The organism is Bacillus sp. SN1, from assembly GCF_002796895.1.
Taxonomy (GTDB): domain Bacteria; phylum Bacillota; class Bacilli; order Bacillales; family Bacillaceae; genus Bacillus; species Bacillus inaquosorum.
Genome location: NZ_PHIE01000001.1, coordinates 24,382 through 38,617, shown reverse-complemented (window position 1 = coordinate 38,617; position 14,236 = coordinate 24,382). Strand labels below are relative to the sequence as shown.

Below are 14,236 nucleotides of genomic sequence, written 5' to 3'. Positions count from 1 at the left end.
CATTTCCCCCTCGGCTTTATGACTCAACATATCGAACGACATCAATCGTACCCTCCAAAAGAATTTCTTCCGGAAGAATCGCCTTGATGACAAAGTTTTTTCCTGATATGATGCACTGGCCCTGCTTCAGCATCAGCCTCACTTCATTCTCACTGAAAAGCAAAAGGCCTCTGTGGTTTTCTATGTAGATATGAAGTCTGCCAACCATTGTAATCCGCGGCAGATCCATCATAACGTCCGGGGGAATTTCCAATGCTCTTGTCAGCCAAGCTTTCATACGATTCTTTCTTTGCCCCATACAAAAAGAACCCCCTTTCATCTCATATGTATGATTTGAAAGGAGGTTCTAACACTTTAATTTTTACGTGCCGAGCGCATCGTATGGTGAGGTTTTTTCGCCCTTGGAGGCCCAAATACCTCTCCTAAGACGATCCCCTGTACCACAGTGTCTTTATTAACCTGAAGCATTTTTTGTTTTGTGTATACTGCTTTTTGTTTACCTGCAGTAAGATCACGTTCTAGCCCTTTCAGGTTTCTTTCTGTTTCCCTGCGTCTTTCTTCCGCTTCCCGTCTTACCTGTTCCATGCGGTTAGGAATAGGGGCAGATATTTCTTCTGCCTGCTTCTTTTGAGGAGAAGCAGTTTGCATCTGCTGAGGCTTTTTTCTGTTTTGGCTGCTTTTCTTTTCTTCTTTGTTCTTTTTGCCGAAAATCGCAGAAATGATTCCGATAATCGCTGCAATAATAAGCGGATTGGTCAGTATATCTTCCATCAGAGTTCTCCCTTCTTAGAGAGATTATGATTTGCGGTCTTCATCAGACGAATCTTTCGTCAGTTTGCCGAATGAATCACGCATTTCTGTGTCAGCATCGATGTTTTTGATATTCATGTAGTCCATGACGCCAATATTCCCTTCACGTAAAGCTTCTGCCATCGCAAGCGGCACTTCCGCTTCGGCTTCTACCACTTTCGCGCGCATTTCTTCTACGCGGGCGCGCATTTCCTGTTCCTGAGCGACAGCCATCGCACGGCGTTCTTCCGCTTTTGCCTGCGCAATGTTTTTATCAGCCTCGGCCTGATCGGTTTGTAAAATCGCTCCGATGTTTTTGCCAATGTCAACATCAGCAATATCAATCGAGAGAATTTCAAACGCAGTTCCTGAGTCCAATCCTTTTCCAAGTACCGTCTGAGAAATCATGTCAGGGTTTTCAAGCACTTTTTTGTGATTTTCGGATGAACCGATTGTAGAGACGATCCCTTCGCCAACACGGGCCACAATGGTTTCTTCCCCTGCTCCCCCAACGAGACGGTCGATATTCGCTCTTACTGTAATTCGCGCTTTCGCTTTTACTTCAATCCCGTCCATAGCAACACCGGCAATGAACGGCGTTTCAATTACCTTAGGATTGACGCTCATTTGAACGGCTTCCAATACGTCACGGCCGGCAAGATCAATAGCAGCACAGCGTTCGAATGTGAGTTCAATGTTTGCTCGCTGAGCAGCGATCAGCGCGTTGACAACTCTGTCAACGTTCCCTCCGGCAAGATAATGGCTTTCAAGCTGATTAGTAGTAACATTAAGCCCAGCCTTATGTGCTTTAATCAATGGGTTCACAACTCGGTTTGGTATAACGCGGCGAAGCCTCATTCCGATTAAAGTGAATATGCTAATTCTCACTCCGGCTGCTAATGCTGAAATCCAGAGCATAACAGGCACAAATGTAAAAAATACAGCTAAAACAATGATCCCTACTACGATAATAGCCAGAATCATGAGTGTTGATGGATCCATATTTATTCTCCTCGTTTCTGTTTAAATTTCTCGCACGACAATGCGTGAGCCTTCTACTTTAATCACTTTTACTTTCTTATCTTTTTCTGTAAACGATCCCTCTGAAACGACGTCAAGACGTTCATCATCAATAATGACGGTACCGGCGGGACGCAGCGGTGTAAAGGTTACACCCACTTTGCCTATTAAGTCCGTGCGCGTTTGATTTGATACGTAGCCGCTCTCCGTATTTGTAGAATCATTTAATATCAATTTCTTAAAGAATTTCATACGCTTTCCCAACACCCTTGTCAGTAAAATGAAAGCTGTAATAGAAACAGCTGAGGCGATCAAGAGAGAAACCGCCATGACAGTAAAGCTTCCCGCAGCTAAAAACAGGCTCGCAATAATCGCTCCTAAGCCCAGTAATCCAATGATTCCCCCAGGAAGGAAAATCTCAAGCAAGATGAGGATCACCCCTGCTATAAAGAGGAGAACCGTTTCGTATCCTGCAAGGCCGGCTGCGAGATGTCCGTAAAAGAACAGCAGCAAAGCAATGAATCCAATCGTTCCAGGGATGCCGACACCCGGAGAAAAAAGCTCCACCGTCAGACCTAAAAAAGCGATTGTCAGCAGAATAGGAACAATGACCGGGTTCGTCAGCCATCTTGCTGTCTTTTCCGCTAAGCTTTCCTTTGCATAGCTGATGTGTGCTTTTTCAAACCCAAGCTTCTTTACGAGCACGGATAAATTGTCAGCATTGCCTTCTGAATAACCAACATCAATCGCCTTATCAGCATTAAGTGTCAGCAGATCACCCTTCGGCGCGCCGACTTCCTTGGCATCTATATCCGGGTCAGCCATTGCGAGCGCATATTTTGGATCGCGATTATTTTTCACTGCGGCATCTTCCATCTCTGCAAGCCAAAGCGATTCAGCTTTTTGGTCAGCGGCATTGCCTTTACCATCAATAATCGCGGCCGCTCCCATTTTTCCGCCGGGCGCCATATAAATGTTATCGGCTTGCAGGGCAATATATGCACCAGCTGACAACGCGCGTTTGTTTACATATGCAGTTACAGGGATCTCGCTTTCGGTTATCAAATCCGCTATATCAATAGCTGATTTGACCAATCCTCCCGGCGTATTGATATCAAGAATAATATGATCTGCATGGGCTTCTTTTGCATCCTGTAATGAACGGGACAAAAACGAGGCGAGACCCTGTTCGACATTTTTTTCAATCGGTATCACATAAACCGTTTGTTTTTCTGCTTTTGCGTTCAGCTGTACGCCTAATAAAGAAAGTAAAAATATGCTCAATAGAGCAACACGGAATCCTTTGATGTGAAGCAAGGGCGGTGTATCCCTCCTTCCTTTTATAATAAGTGCCTTCTCTTCATACGTAACAAATGTATCAAAGGTTTCATTTTTTTATGTATAAAAAAAGACATCTCTCTTAGAAAGATGTCCTTTTCTTTGCCATTTAAGACAGTTGACTGCTCACAAGTTTATTAATTAAACTTCCGTCAGCTTTACCTTTTACTTTAGGCATAATTGCCCCCATCACTTTGCCCATGTCCGCTTTTGAGCTCGCACCGACCTCCGCGATGGTTTCATTTACGATTGTACGCAGCTCTTCTTCTGACAGCTGCTCAGGTAAATAAACTTCTAAAATGTCCAGCTCTTTTTGAACTTTATCTACTAAATCTAAACGATTAGCGTTTGAAAATTCCTGGAGGGAGTCTTTACGTTGCTTAAGTTCACGAGAAAGGACAGTGAGTTCCTCATCCTCGGTCAAACTGTCTTTCTTAAGCTTAATTGCTTCATTTTGAAGTGAAGCCTTAACCATTCGAACGACAGTCAGTTTGTCTTTCTCACGGTTTTTCATATATAGCTTCATATCCTGGTTAAGACGCTCAAGAAGACTCATAAATCCACCCTCTTTTAGAATTTGCGTTTTCTAGCAGCTTCAGACTTTTTCTTGCGCTTTACGCTAGGTTTTTCATAAAATTCACGCTTTCTTGCTTCTTGCAAAGTACCTGTCTTTGATACACTGCGTTTGAAGCGACGAAGAGCATCTTCAAGCGATTCGTTTTTTCTAACGACCGTTTTTGACATTCTCTTTCCCTCCCTCCGAATACACCAATCGACTACCTTTAAGTTACACATATAAACATGTACTTTGACATTATAATATAAGCCATCAGTCAGGTCAACTAAGTGAGTTCACTTTTCCGTCATGAGCGCGACTGCCTGTCTATATAATGATGGAAAGGGGTTGGTGAATAAGATGTTGATTCTGATCAGTTTTACTGCTCTTATATTATTCTTTCTCGCAGGCATGAACATGCTTCGAAAAGGCTTAATTTCAATGGCGTACTCAAAAATTGAAGAACGTTTGCTTTTATTTACGAACCATCCGTTAAAAGCGTTTCTTATCAGTATTGTATTTACGGGGATTCTTCAGAGCAGTTCAGCCTTTATGGTTATTGTCATTGGCTTTGTAAGTGCAGGCGTTCTTTCTTTTAAGAGAACGATACCGATGATTCTGGGAACAAATGTCGGGTCGACTTTTACAACTGAATTTATTGCCATCAAAATGGATGTGTTGATTTGGATTCTTTTGATAGGCGGTTTATTGTTTTTTCTGACTGGCAGGTATCCCTTAAGACAGCTGGGAACAAGCTTCCTCGGACTGGGCATCATCTTTTTTTGCATCAGCGGGTTTAGCCACCTGGCAGGACCGCTTACAAAGCTGAAAACGGGAGCCGACGTTCTATACCACGTTAACGATTCAAACTGGTCCGCATTGCTCATCGGTATGGTGTTAACTGCCATCATTCACTCAAGCTCCGTCTGCATCGGCATTTTGATGAGCTTTATGAATGAAGGCATTATCGGACTGACACAGGCGATGAGCGTCGTGCTCGGATCAAATATCGGGACATGCATTACAGCTGTCATGGCTGCTGTATCCGGCGGATATGCGGCGAAACAGACAGCGTATGCCCATGTGGTGTTTAACGTGCTGGGCGTGGCTATTGTATTTCCTTTTCTGACAGCAGCGACCGGCTTTGTAGAACAGTTATCACCTGATCCCGCACAAAGGATCGCGCATTTCAGCCTTTTATTTAATGTGGTAACAGCTCTTTTATTTCTTCCGCTTACAAACTTGTTTTACCGCTTGATTCACTTCCTTATTCCAGCTAAATAAAAAACCAGTGCATGTAAATGCACCAGTTTTTAAATTAAGAAGACAAACGCATATGTTCAGTTATTTCGTCCTCAACAACACGGACAAATTGCCCTTCGTTGTATGGATAACCTACTTTTTGGATTTTGACCTTCACGATTTTGCCGATCATATCTTCCGTTCCTTTGAAAACAACCTTCATATAGTTGTCTGTGTAACCGACAAACATGTTCTCTTCTTCTGTTTCCTTATACGCTTCCTCAGGGATAATCTCAAGCACTTCATTTTCATACTGAGAAGCGTATTCCTTCGCAAGTTGATCAGAAAGAGCAATCAGGCGGTGTACACGTTCATTTTTCACGTTTTCATCCACTTGGTCTTCCATTCGCGCAGCTGGCGTTCCTGTGCGCTTACTGTAAGGGAAAACATGCAGTTCAGAGAATTTATGTTCTTTAATAAAGTTATAGGTTTCCATAAATTCTTCTTCTGTTTCGCCAGGGAACCCTACAATAACGTCAGAAGTTACAGCTAAGCCTGGCAATGCTTTTTTCAATTTGTTTAAACGGTCTGCAAAAAACTCCATCGTATATTTACGTCTCATCCGTTTAAGCACTGTGTTTGATCCGGATTGGATAGGAATATGCAAATGATTCACAATCTTATCTGAGCGGTCTAAGACCTCGATCACTTCGTCTGTGATCTGGCTAGCCTCGATCGAAGAAATTCTGATCCTTTTAACGCCTTCAACACGAGTGTCTAATTCTCTCAAGAGTTTAGCGAAGTTGTAATCTTTCATATCTTCGCCGTAGCCGCCTGTATGAATACCGGTTAGAACAATTTCTTTATATCCGGCATCGACAAGCTGCTGCGCCTGTTTAATGACTTCTTCAGGATCCCGGGAACGAAGCAGGCCGCGGGCCCACGGAATGATACAGAATGTGCAGAAATTATTGCAGCCTTCCTGTATTTTCAATGACGCTCTTGTCCGGTCCGTGAAAGCAGGTACATCAAGCTCTTCATATACTCTTGCTTTCATGATATTGCTGACACCGTTAATCGGCTGGCGTTCTTCTCGGTATTGGTCGATGTAGCCGAGCATTTTTTCCCGGTCCTGTGTTCCGACTACAATATCGACACCAGGGATCGCCATAATCTCAGCAGGCGAGGTTTGCGCATAGCAGCCTGTGACACAGATGACACCGTCAGGATTTTGACGAATGGCGCGTCTGATCACTTGGCGGCTTTTTTTATCTCCCGTATTTGTTACCGTACATGTATTGATGACATATACATCAGCTGTTTGTTCAAAGTCTCTTCTTTCATAGCCCGCTTCTTTGAAAAGCTGCCAGATTGCTTCTGTTTCATAATGGTTGACTTTACAGCCAAGCGTATGGAAAGCAACAGTTGCCATTATTGATCACCTCTTAATAACTCTGTTTGATAAGAAATCGCACTCAACGCGTATAGCGGAGCGGTTTCTGTCCTTAAAATTCTCGGTCCAAGGCCGCACGAAACACCGTCTTTCTCTGTGAGCCGTTTAACCTCCGCTTCTGTTAAACCGCCTTCGGGACCAAAAACGATCAAAAGGGATGATCCTTTCGGAAGGCTGCTTACAACCGCGCTGAATGCACTTATTTCCCCTTGCTTCGATGACTCCTCGTATGCAACGACACATTTATCGAAATCCTGCATCCTTTGAAGAAGCTGCTGAAAAGAATGGACATCCATCACTTGCGGCACTTCGTTACGGTACGATTGTTCAGCCGCTTCCTTCGCGATTTTCGTCCATCTTTCCCGCTTTTTCTTTGCCTTTTTATCATCCAGCTTAACAACTGAACGAGCGGCTTGGAAAGGAATAAAGGCATGAGCTCCGAGCTCAGTCCCCTTTTGGATAATCCATTCAAGCTTATCTCCTTTCGGGAGGCCGCTCGCAATATAAACCTTTATCGGAAGCTCTCTGTTTTCATTCGTCCATTCTACCACAAGACAGGACACATTATCTTTGGAAACAGATTGAAGCTCACATTTTGCCTCGAAGCCGTCCTGAGAGCAGCAGATAATCTGATCTCCCTCATTCATTCTCATCACGTTCACAATATGATGAACATCTTCGCCGGTGATCGAAAAAGCCGGCGCTTCCTCCATTTGCTGCTTCGTGAGCTCGATAAAATATCGTTGCATACGCTGTGACACCTACTAACTGTTATTTTTTCGCAATAATGCTGACCCAATCTTCCATTGAAAGGATTTCTACAATGGTAAAGCCAGCTTGTTCCAGTGCTTCTTTTACTTCTTGTTTTTTATGGCCGATGATTCCTGACGTAATAAAATGGCCGCCTTCTTTTAACAGGCTGTACGCTTGTGAAGTAAAGCGAAGAATGACCTCAGCCAAAATGTTGGCAACAATCACATCATGTTCCCCTTCAATCCCGTCTAACAAATTATTTTGCTTCACTTGAGCAGTATCGCTCACTTTATTCAGCTTGAGATTGAGGCGTGCACTTTCTACAGCTACGGGATCAAGATCGTAGGCATGAACCGATTCCGCCTCAAGCATTGCAGCCGCAATACTTAAAATTCCGGAACCTGTACCGACATCAATCACCTTATCGCCCTTTTGCACAAAGCGTTCAAGCGCCTGAATGCACAGTACGGTTGTTGGGTGTGTTCCTGTACCGAATGCCATTCCCGGGTCCATCTCAATAATCAGTTCATCTGTATGGACCGGCGTATATTCCTCCCACGTCGGCACAATTGTAAACTTTTCAGAAATTTTCACAGGATGATAATACTTTTTCCAGGCAGTGGCCCACTCTTCTTCATTCACTTCAGAAATCGTGATGTGATTTCTGCCCAAATCAATATTGTAAAGAAGCAGATTATTAATCGTTTCTTTAATGCCATCCACCGTTTCGCCTAGAAAACTGTTAACCGGCAGGTATGCTTTAACAATGACACCCTCGTCTGGATAATCATTGGGGTCGAGCTGGTAGATTTCCCCGTACACATTCTCACGTTCTTTAATTAAATCAAGCGGGTCCTCTATCACAACCCCACTTGCACCAGCTTCATGCAATATATTTGAGATAGGTTCGACCGCTTCATGTGTTGTGTGAATGCTTAATTCGGACCATTTCAAAACTACCAACTCCTCATCCAATAATTAATCGCCTTTAAACGCGCGTTTTACCTTGTCAAAGAAACTCATTTCCTGTTCGTCAGGCAGGTTTCCGCTGACCTCGGCAAATTCGCGGATAATGTCTTTTTGTTTATCTGTCAGGTTTGTCGGCGTAACGACGCGGACGACGATATGCTGGTCACCCTGTCCATAGCCTCTGACATTTTGAACGCCTTTGCCTCTTAATCTGAATTTAGTTCCTGTTTGTGTACCGGCTGGAATTTTCAATTTCACTTTTCCATGCAGCGTCGGAACTTCCACTTCATCACCGAGAGCAGCCTGAGCAAACGTTAACGGCATTTCACAGTAAATATCATCGCCGTCACGCTCGAAGAACTCGTGGGCGCGCACGTGGAACACGACAAATAAATCCCCGGCAGGGCCGCCGTTTACTCCTGGTTCACCCTGTCCCGCGAGACGAAGCTGCTGCCCGTCATCTACACCGGCTGGAATTGTCACGTTAATTTTTTTGCGTTTTTTGATTTTTCCTTTGCCGCCGCAATCCGCACATTTGTCTTTAATAATTTTGCCCGTACCTTCACAGTGGTGGCAGACACGTCTGTTAACAACTTTTCCAAACGGCGTATTTTGCTCCACGTTTAACTGGCCGGAGCCTCCGCAGTGGGAGCACGTTTCAGGGGTTGTTCCAGGTTTCGCACCTGAACCTTTACATGTGTCGCACGTTTCCTCACGCGGAATTTCGATGGTCGTTTCTTTACCGAAAGCGGCATCCTCAAACGATAAGGTCATCGTATACTGTAAATCGGCACCTTGGCGCGGTGCGTTAGGATCTCTTCGTCTTGTGCCTCCGCCGAAAATACTTGAGAAAATATCATCGAAACCAAAACCGCCGAAATCGCCGCCGCCAAAACCTCCGCCGCCGAAGCCCTGATTAGGGTCAGTATGCCCAAATTGGTCGTAATGCGCACGTTTTTGGTCATCTGACAGGGTTTCGTACGCTTCTTTTACCTCTTTAAATTTTTCATCCGATCCAGCTTCTTTGTTAATATCAGGATGATATTTTTTTGACAGCTTCCGATAAGCTTTTTTAATTTCATCCTTTGAAGCGCTCTTACTTACTCCCAGCACTTCATAGTGATCACGCTTACTCATCTCGCTTCACTCTCCCGAATTTCTCACATAAATTAGATTGTATCATTTTGAATTATGATTTTTCAATTCCTTTTATCCCGGGCAAGAAAAAAAGTCAAAGCCAAGAGATGCCTGACTTTGACTTTCTAATCATTGAATCAGATTATGAAATGTGTTCTTTTCGGTCAGCCCCAGAAGCGGGACTGACTCGGAAAGGAACTTATTTTTTGTTTTGGTCGTCGTTTACTTCTTCGTATTCAGCGTCGACAACGTTGTCATCCGCTTTGCCTTCAGCGTTTGCTCCGCCTTGAGCTTGCTGTGCTTTAGCAGCTTCTTCATAAAGCTTCATAGAAAGCTCTTGAACGATTGTTTGAAGCTCATCTTTTTTCGCTTTGATTTCTTCAAATTCGTTTTTCTCAATCGCTGCTTTTAAAGCGTCTTTGGCATCGTTGGCTTTTTTCACTTGTTCTTCGTCCACTTTGCCTTCTAGATCTTTTAATGTTTTCTCAGTTTGGAAAACAAGCTGATCTGCTTCGTTGCGGACTTCAATTTCTTCTTTTTTCTTCGCATCAGCATCAGCATTTTCTTCCGCTTCTTTTACCATGCGTTCGATCTCATCATCAGAAAGACCTGAAGAAGATTTGATAGTAATGTTTTGTTCTTTTCCTGTGCCTAAGTCTTTTGCTCTTACGTTTACGATACCGTTTTTGTCAATATCGAAAGAAACTTCGATTTGAGGCACGCCGCGCGGTGCTGGCGGGATATCAGTAAGCTGGAAGCGGCCGAGTGTTTTGTTGTCGGCAGACATTGGGCGCTCACCTTGAAGAACATGGATATCAACAGCTGTTTGGTTATCAGCAGCAGTTGAGAACACTTGAGATTTGCTTGTCGGGATCGTCGTGTTGCGGTCGATCAGTTTTGTGAACACGCCGCCCATTGTTTCGATACCGAGAGAAAGCGGTGTAACGTCAAGAAGAACTACGTCTTTTACGTCACCAGTGATAACGCCGCCCTGAATCGCAGCACCGAGCGCTACAACTTCATCTGGGTTTACGCCTTTATGCGCTTCTTTTCCAGTTTCTTTTTTGATTGCTTCTTGTACAGCAGGGATACGAGTTGATCCGCCGACAAGGATGACTTTGTCGATTTCGCTTGCAGAAAGTCCTGCATCTTGAAGCGCTTGACGGACAGGACCCATTGTGCGCTCTACTAAATGAGAAGAAAGCTCTTCGAATTTAGCGCGGGTTAATGTAAGTTCAAGGTGAAGCGGTCCTGCTTCTCCAGCTGTGATAAATGGTAAAGAAATTTGCGTAGAAGATACGCCGGAAAGATCTTTTTTCGCTTTTTCAGCTGCGTCTTTCAAACGCTGAAGCGCCATTTTGTCTTTTGAAAGATCAATGCCGTTTTCTTTTTTGAATTCAGACACAAGATGATCGATGATGACTTGGTCAAAATCGTCCCCGCCAAGACGGTTGTCGCCGGCAGTTGAACGAACTTCAAATACACCGTCGCCAAGCTCAAGGATTGAAACGTCGAATGTACCGCCGCCTAGGTCATATACTAGGATCGTTTGATCTTCATCTGTTTTATCAAGTCCGTATGCAAGCGCTGCTGCAGTCGGCTCGTTGATGATACGTTCTACTTCAAGACCTGCAATTTTACCAGCGTCTTTTGTTGCTTGACGCTCAGCATCGTTAAAGTATGCAGGAACTGTGATAACTGCTTTTGATACTGTTTCGCCAAGGTAGCTCTCAGCGTATGATTTAAGATGTTGAAGGATGATAGCAGACACTTCTTGAGGAGTGTAATCTTTTCCTTCAATGTCAACTTTATAATCTGTACCCATATGGCGTTTAACAGACATGATTGTGTTAGGGTTTGTGATAGATTGGCGTTTAGCCACTTCCCCTACTTGGCGTTCGCCGTTTTTGAACGCAACAACTGATGGCGTTGTGCGGTTTCCTTCAGCGTTAGCAATAACTTTAGGCTCTCCGCCTTCAAGCACTGCCACACATGAGTTTGTTGTACCTAAGTCGATTCCGATAACTTTACTCACTTGAATAACCTCCTGCTATGTAATTATTGATTCACTTTGACCATGGAAGGGCGAATGACGCGATCCTTCAGCTTATAGCCTTTTTGCATTTCCTCAACAACAATGTTGGAGCCGTAGTTTTCATCTTCAGCCTGCATAACAGCTTGGTGCAGATTAGGATCAAATTCCTGCCCTACAGCTTCAATGGCTTCCACGCCTTCTTTTTTCAAGGCTTCTACGAGCTGACGGTGGACCATTTCCATTCCTTGGAGCAAACTTTTCGTCTGTTCATTGTCGGCTTCAACCTGAAGTGCTCTTTCAAAGCTGTCAAGAGCCGGCAGCAAATCAGCCACGATGTTTTGAGAACGGTATTTTTGGGACGCTTCCATCTCTAAGCGGCTGCGTCGTTTATAGTTTTCAAAGTCTGCTTGAACACGCAAAAGTTTGTTTTCTTTTTCCTCAAGCATACCTTGCAATTCGTTAATTTGGTTTTGAAGAAGTTCGCTTTCGTTTGTTTCTTCCTGCTGTTCTTCAGCGGCAGCTTGTTCTTCAATCACTTCTTGCTCTTCTGTTTCGTTTTGTTCAACGGTTTGTTTTTCTTCTGACATTGTGTTCACCTCCCTCAAAGTGTAAGGCGAAGGGCTGGTTCCGCCCTTCGATAAAATTTGCCAAAATTCCCTTATTCATCATACAAACTTGTTAATGCTTTTGACAAGTCTGAAGTCACATGCTGAAGCAGGCTGACAACCCTGGAATAATTCATGCGGGTCGGGCCGATGATCGCAATTGAGCCGATCTGCTTCTGATCAACAGTATAAGAAGCCGTGATCAGACTGCAGTTTTCCATCTCTTCATAGTCGTTTTCTTTCCCGATTTTAATCGAAATTCCCGTGTGTGGGGATTGAACAAGCTTTAAAACATCCTGTTCTTTTTCGATTAACGAGAGCAGCGACCGAACTCTGGTAATATCATGGAACTCCGGCTGGTTCAGCATGTTGATTTTTCCGCCGAAAAACAATTTTTCGACGTGGCTTGTGGAATGAAAGGTAGAACGAAGCGCGTCAAGAATATTGTCATAGTTCGTAATGTGCTGTCTTAGGTACATGACGACTTCCTTAAATATGCGCTCATTCAGTTCATCCATTGGAACGCCGCTTAAACGGTCGTTGAGTATATTTACCAGTTTTTCAATATCAGACAGATCCATTTTGGCTGGAAAATTAATCGTTTTGTTTTCCACATGTCCCGTATTGGTAACGAGAATCGCTACTGCCATATCGGGCTGAATCGGTATGATTTGAATCTGTTTAAGGTAATTCTCACTCAGCTTCGGCCCGAGTACGATGGATGTATAATTCGTCAGATCGGACAAAATTTGCGCTGATTTTTGAACTGTCTTCTCCAGCTCGAAAATTTTCTCTTTGAAGATCGAGTGGATTTGGTCCAGATCGCTTTTTGTCAGTTTGACGGGTGACAGCAAATGGTCAACATAGTACCGGTACCCTTTTTCTGACGGAACACGTCCTGAGGATGAATGGGTTTTTTCAATGAAGCCCAATTCTTCCAAGTCAGCCATCTCGTTTCTTATTGTTGCAGAGCTAAATGTGATTTCATCTTTTTTCGAAAGAGTTCTTGACCCTACCGGCTGCGCCGATTTAATAAAATCGTTGATTATGACCTGAAGGATCAGCAGCTGACGATTTGTTAACATCATCATCACCTCTGTTAGCACTCTCTATAAGCGAGTGCTAATTCTATAACAAAAGTATCAAACCACAAGAAAAATGTCAATTATAACTCACCCAAAAAAGCGCCAAAAACTTCATTACCTAATAATTTTCCCTGATGAGTTAAACAAACGGCAGACTCCGAATTGTGAATCAGTCCTTTTTCAGCGAGGTCTTTTAATACACTTGGGAAAAGTTCATCCAGGGAGCGACCGTATTTTTCTGCAAATCGTTTTTTACTGACACCGGCTATTTTTCTCATGCCTAAAAACATTTCTTCTTCAATTTGTTCTTCTGTTGTCACTTCATGTGTATCTCTGTACGGAAAGCCTTTTTCTGCTATCAGGTCGATATAATGTTTGACAGGTCCGACGTTTACTGTCCGTGTACCGCTGATATATCCGTGGGCTCCTGCTCCGAAACCGAAATATTCCTCGTTGCTCCAATACGTCAGATTGTGCTTAGATTCCATGCCTGCCTTGGCAAAGTTGCTGATTTCATATTGATGAATGCCGTGAGCTTCCATCCGGCTCATCACCATTTCATACATTTCAGCTTCCTGCTCCTGTGGCGGCAGATGCAGACGACCTTTTTGCATCAGATTATAAAATACCGTTTTCGGTTCTACAATGAGTGAGTACACGGAATAATGCTCGGCGTCCAGCGATAAAGCAGTATTTAAAGAATGATCCAGATGCTTGAGGGTTTGTCCCGGAAGTCCGAACATTAAATCAAGACTGATATTGTCAAATCCGATTTCCCGCGCCCTTTCAAAAGAGGCAAATACATCTTTTTGTTTGTGCACTCGGCCGATTTTTTCTAACAGATCGTCTTCGAATGTTTGGACACCGAAGCTGAGGCGATTTACGCCTGCTTCTTTTAAAATTTTTAATTTCCCTGCGGACAAGTCGTCCGGATTTGCTTCAACCGCAAATTCCGACAAGGCGCTTGAGGGCTTCAGCACTCGGATGATCGTGTCCATCAGCTTTTTGAGCTGTTCCTCAGACAGGGAGGTCGGCGTGCCTCCTCCGATAAAGATCGTTTTGAGGTCAGGCTGCCCTGTTTTTGCTATTGTATTTATCATTTCCTGTTCGAGCGCGTTTAAATACTCATCGACAGGCTGGCTTTGAATAAAATATTTATTGAAATCGCAGTAGTGGCAAATGTGCTCACAAAATGGGATATGGATATAAGCTGATTTCAACGAATTCACCTTCTTTACAGAAAGAAGCCGCAGT

At 43.7% G+C, this 14,236-nt stretch carries 15 protein-coding genes; 1 reads left to right on the top strand and 14 read right to left on the bottom strand.

Annotation, left to right across the window (positions count from 1 at the left end; genetic code table 11):
- Nucleotides 1-16: 16 nt before the first annotated feature.
- The 6 genes from yqfC to rpsU form a co-directional block, all read right to left on the bottom strand.
- Complete coding sequence (yqfC, locus tag CVV77_RS00225) at nucleotides 17-298, bottom strand: sporulation protein YqfC (protein WP_003226191.1); 282 nt, start codon at nucleotides 296-298, stop codon at nucleotides 17-19.
- A gap of 56 nt (nucleotides 299-354) precedes the next feature.
- Entirely contained in the window at nucleotides 355-771 is a 417-nt protein-coding gene (locus tag CVV77_RS00220) for a hypothetical protein (RefSeq protein ID WP_088112418.1), read from the bottom strand.
- Nucleotides 772-795: 24 nt separating this feature from the next.
- Nucleotides 796-1,791, bottom strand: coding sequence for a flotillin-like protein FloA (gene floA, locus CVV77_RS00215; RefSeq protein ID WP_019258926.1), 996 nt, complete (start codon nucleotides 1,789-1,791; stop codon nucleotides 796-798).
- Nucleotides 1,792-1,812: 21 nt separating this feature from the next.
- Nucleotides 1,813-3,126 (bottom strand): NfeD family protein, encoded by a 1,314-nt coding sequence (locus CVV77_RS00210; protein WP_019258927.1) that lies wholly within the window; start codon nucleotides 3,124-3,126, stop codon nucleotides 1,813-1,815.
- 130 nt (nucleotides 3,127-3,256) lie between these two features.
- On the bottom strand, nucleotides 3,257-3,703 hold the full coding sequence (locus CVV77_RS00205; protein WP_003230022.1) for a GatB/YqeY domain-containing protein: 447 nt from the start codon (nucleotides 3,701-3,703) through the stop codon (nucleotides 3,257-3,259).
- Between the two features lie 14 nt (nucleotides 3,704-3,717).
- Nucleotides 3,718-3,891 (bottom strand): 30S ribosomal protein S21, encoded by a 174-nt coding sequence (rpsU, locus tag CVV77_RS00200; protein ID WP_003152957.1) that lies wholly within the window; start codon nucleotides 3,889-3,891, stop codon nucleotides 3,718-3,720.
- A gap of 172 nt (nucleotides 3,892-4,063) precedes the next feature.
- On the opposite strand from rpsU, the gene CVV77_RS00195 reads away from it, so the two are divergent.
- A complete protein-coding gene (locus CVV77_RS00195; protein ID WP_003237089.1) occupies nucleotides 4,064-4,987 on the top strand; it encodes a Na/Pi symporter in 924 nt (307 codons plus the stop codon).
- A gap of 34 nt (nucleotides 4,988-5,021) precedes the next feature.
- Here the strand turns inward: CVV77_RS00195 and mtaB are convergent, their stop codons facing one another.
- From mtaB to hemW, 8 genes are all read right to left on the bottom strand, one after another.
- On the bottom strand, nucleotides 5,022-6,377 hold the full coding sequence (gene mtaB, locus CVV77_RS00190; protein ID WP_100274374.1) for a tRNA (N(6)-L-threonylcarbamoyladenosine(37)-C(2))-methylthiotransferase MtaB: 1,356 nt from the start codon (nucleotides 6,375-6,377) through the stop codon (nucleotides 5,022-5,024).
- Nucleotides 6,377-7,147, bottom strand: coding sequence for a 16S rRNA (uracil(1498)-N(3))-methyltransferase (locus tag CVV77_RS00185; protein WP_100274373.1), 771 nt, complete (start codon nucleotides 7,145-7,147; stop codon nucleotides 6,377-6,379). Before CVV77_RS00185 ends, mtaB begins: the two co-directional genes overlap by 1 nt.
- A gap of 22 nt (nucleotides 7,148-7,169) precedes the next feature.
- Complete coding sequence (gene prmA, locus CVV77_RS00180; protein WP_019258930.1) at nucleotides 7,170-8,105, bottom strand: 50S ribosomal protein L11 methyltransferase; 936 nt, start codon at nucleotides 8,103-8,105, stop codon at nucleotides 7,170-7,172.
- 24 nt (nucleotides 8,106-8,129) lie between these two features.
- Nucleotides 8,130-9,257, bottom strand: a complete 1,128-nt coding sequence (gene dnaJ, locus CVV77_RS00175; RefSeq protein ID WP_003237095.1) for a molecular chaperone DnaJ — start codon at nucleotides 9,255-9,257, stop codon at nucleotides 8,130-8,132.
- Between the two features lie 199 nt (nucleotides 9,258-9,456).
- Nucleotides 9,457-11,292: a molecular chaperone DnaK gene (gene dnaK / locus CVV77_RS00170; RefSeq protein WP_088112414.1), complete on the bottom strand. Its 1,836-nt coding sequence runs from the start codon at nucleotides 11,290-11,292 to the stop codon at nucleotides 9,457-9,459.
- 23 nt (nucleotides 11,293-11,315) lie between these two features.
- Nucleotides 11,316-11,879 carry a nucleotide exchange factor GrpE gene (gene grpE, locus CVV77_RS00165; RefSeq protein ID WP_100274372.1) on the bottom strand — a complete coding sequence of 188 codons (564 nt, stop codon included), beginning with the start codon at nucleotides 11,877-11,879 and terminating at the stop codon, nucleotides 11,316-11,318.
- A gap of 71 nt (nucleotides 11,880-11,950) precedes the next feature.
- Nucleotides 11,951-12,982, bottom strand: coding sequence for a heat-inducible transcriptional repressor HrcA (gene hrcA, locus CVV77_RS00160; protein ID WP_019258932.1), 1,032 nt, complete (start codon nucleotides 12,980-12,982; stop codon nucleotides 11,951-11,953).
- Nucleotides 12,983-13,062: 80 nt separating this feature from the next.
- On the bottom strand, nucleotides 13,063-14,202 hold the full coding sequence (hemW, locus tag CVV77_RS00155; protein WP_100274371.1) for a radical SAM family heme chaperone HemW: 1,140 nt from the start codon (nucleotides 14,200-14,202) through the stop codon (nucleotides 13,063-13,065).
- Nucleotides 14,203-14,236 lie beyond the last annotated feature (34 nt).

What these genes read in the sequence shown, in the direction of transcription:
- rpsU (WP_003152957.1), bottom strand. Translation starts at nt 3,891, where the DNA reads ATGTCAAAAACGGTCGTTAGAAAAAACGAATCGCTTGAAGATGCTCTT.
- dnaJ (WP_003237095.1), bottom strand. Translation starts at nt 9,257, where the DNA reads ATGAGTAAGCGTGATCACTATGAAGTGCTGGGAGTAAGTAAGAGCGCT.
- grpE (WP_100274372.1), bottom strand. Translation starts at nt 11,879, where the DNA reads ATGTCAGAAGAAAAACAAACCGTTGAACAAAACGAAACAGAAGAGCAA.
- CVV77_RS00205 (WP_003230022.1), bottom strand. Translation starts at nt 3,703, where the DNA reads ATGAGTCTTCTTGAGCGTCTTAACCAGGATATGAAGCTATATATGAAA.
- yqfC (WP_003226191.1), bottom strand. Translation starts at nt 298, where the DNA reads ATGGGGCAAAGAAAGAATCGTATGAAAGCTTGGCTGACAAGAGCATTG.
- floA (WP_019258926.1), bottom strand. Translation starts at nt 1,791, where the DNA reads ATGGATCCATCAACACTCATGATTCTGGCTATTATCGTAGTAGGGATC.
- CVV77_RS00195 (WP_003237089.1), top strand. Translation starts at nt 4,064, where the DNA reads ATGTTGATTCTGATCAGTTTTACTGCTCTTATATTATTCTTTCTCGCA.
- CVV77_RS00185 (WP_100274373.1), bottom strand. Translation starts at nt 7,147, where the DNA reads ATGCAACGATATTTTATCGAGCTCACGAAGCAGCAAATGGAGGAAGCG.
- mtaB (WP_100274374.1), bottom strand. Translation starts at nt 6,377, where the DNA reads ATGGCAACTGTTGCTTTCCATACGCTTGGCTGTAAAGTCAACCATTAT.
- hrcA (WP_019258932.1), bottom strand. Translation starts at nt 12,982, where the DNA reads ATGTTAACAAATCGTCAGCTGCTGATCCTTCAGGTCATAATCAACGAT.
- CVV77_RS00220 (WP_088112418.1), bottom strand. Translation starts at nt 771, where the DNA reads ATGGAAGATATACTGACCAATCCGCTTATTATTGCAGCGATTATCGGA.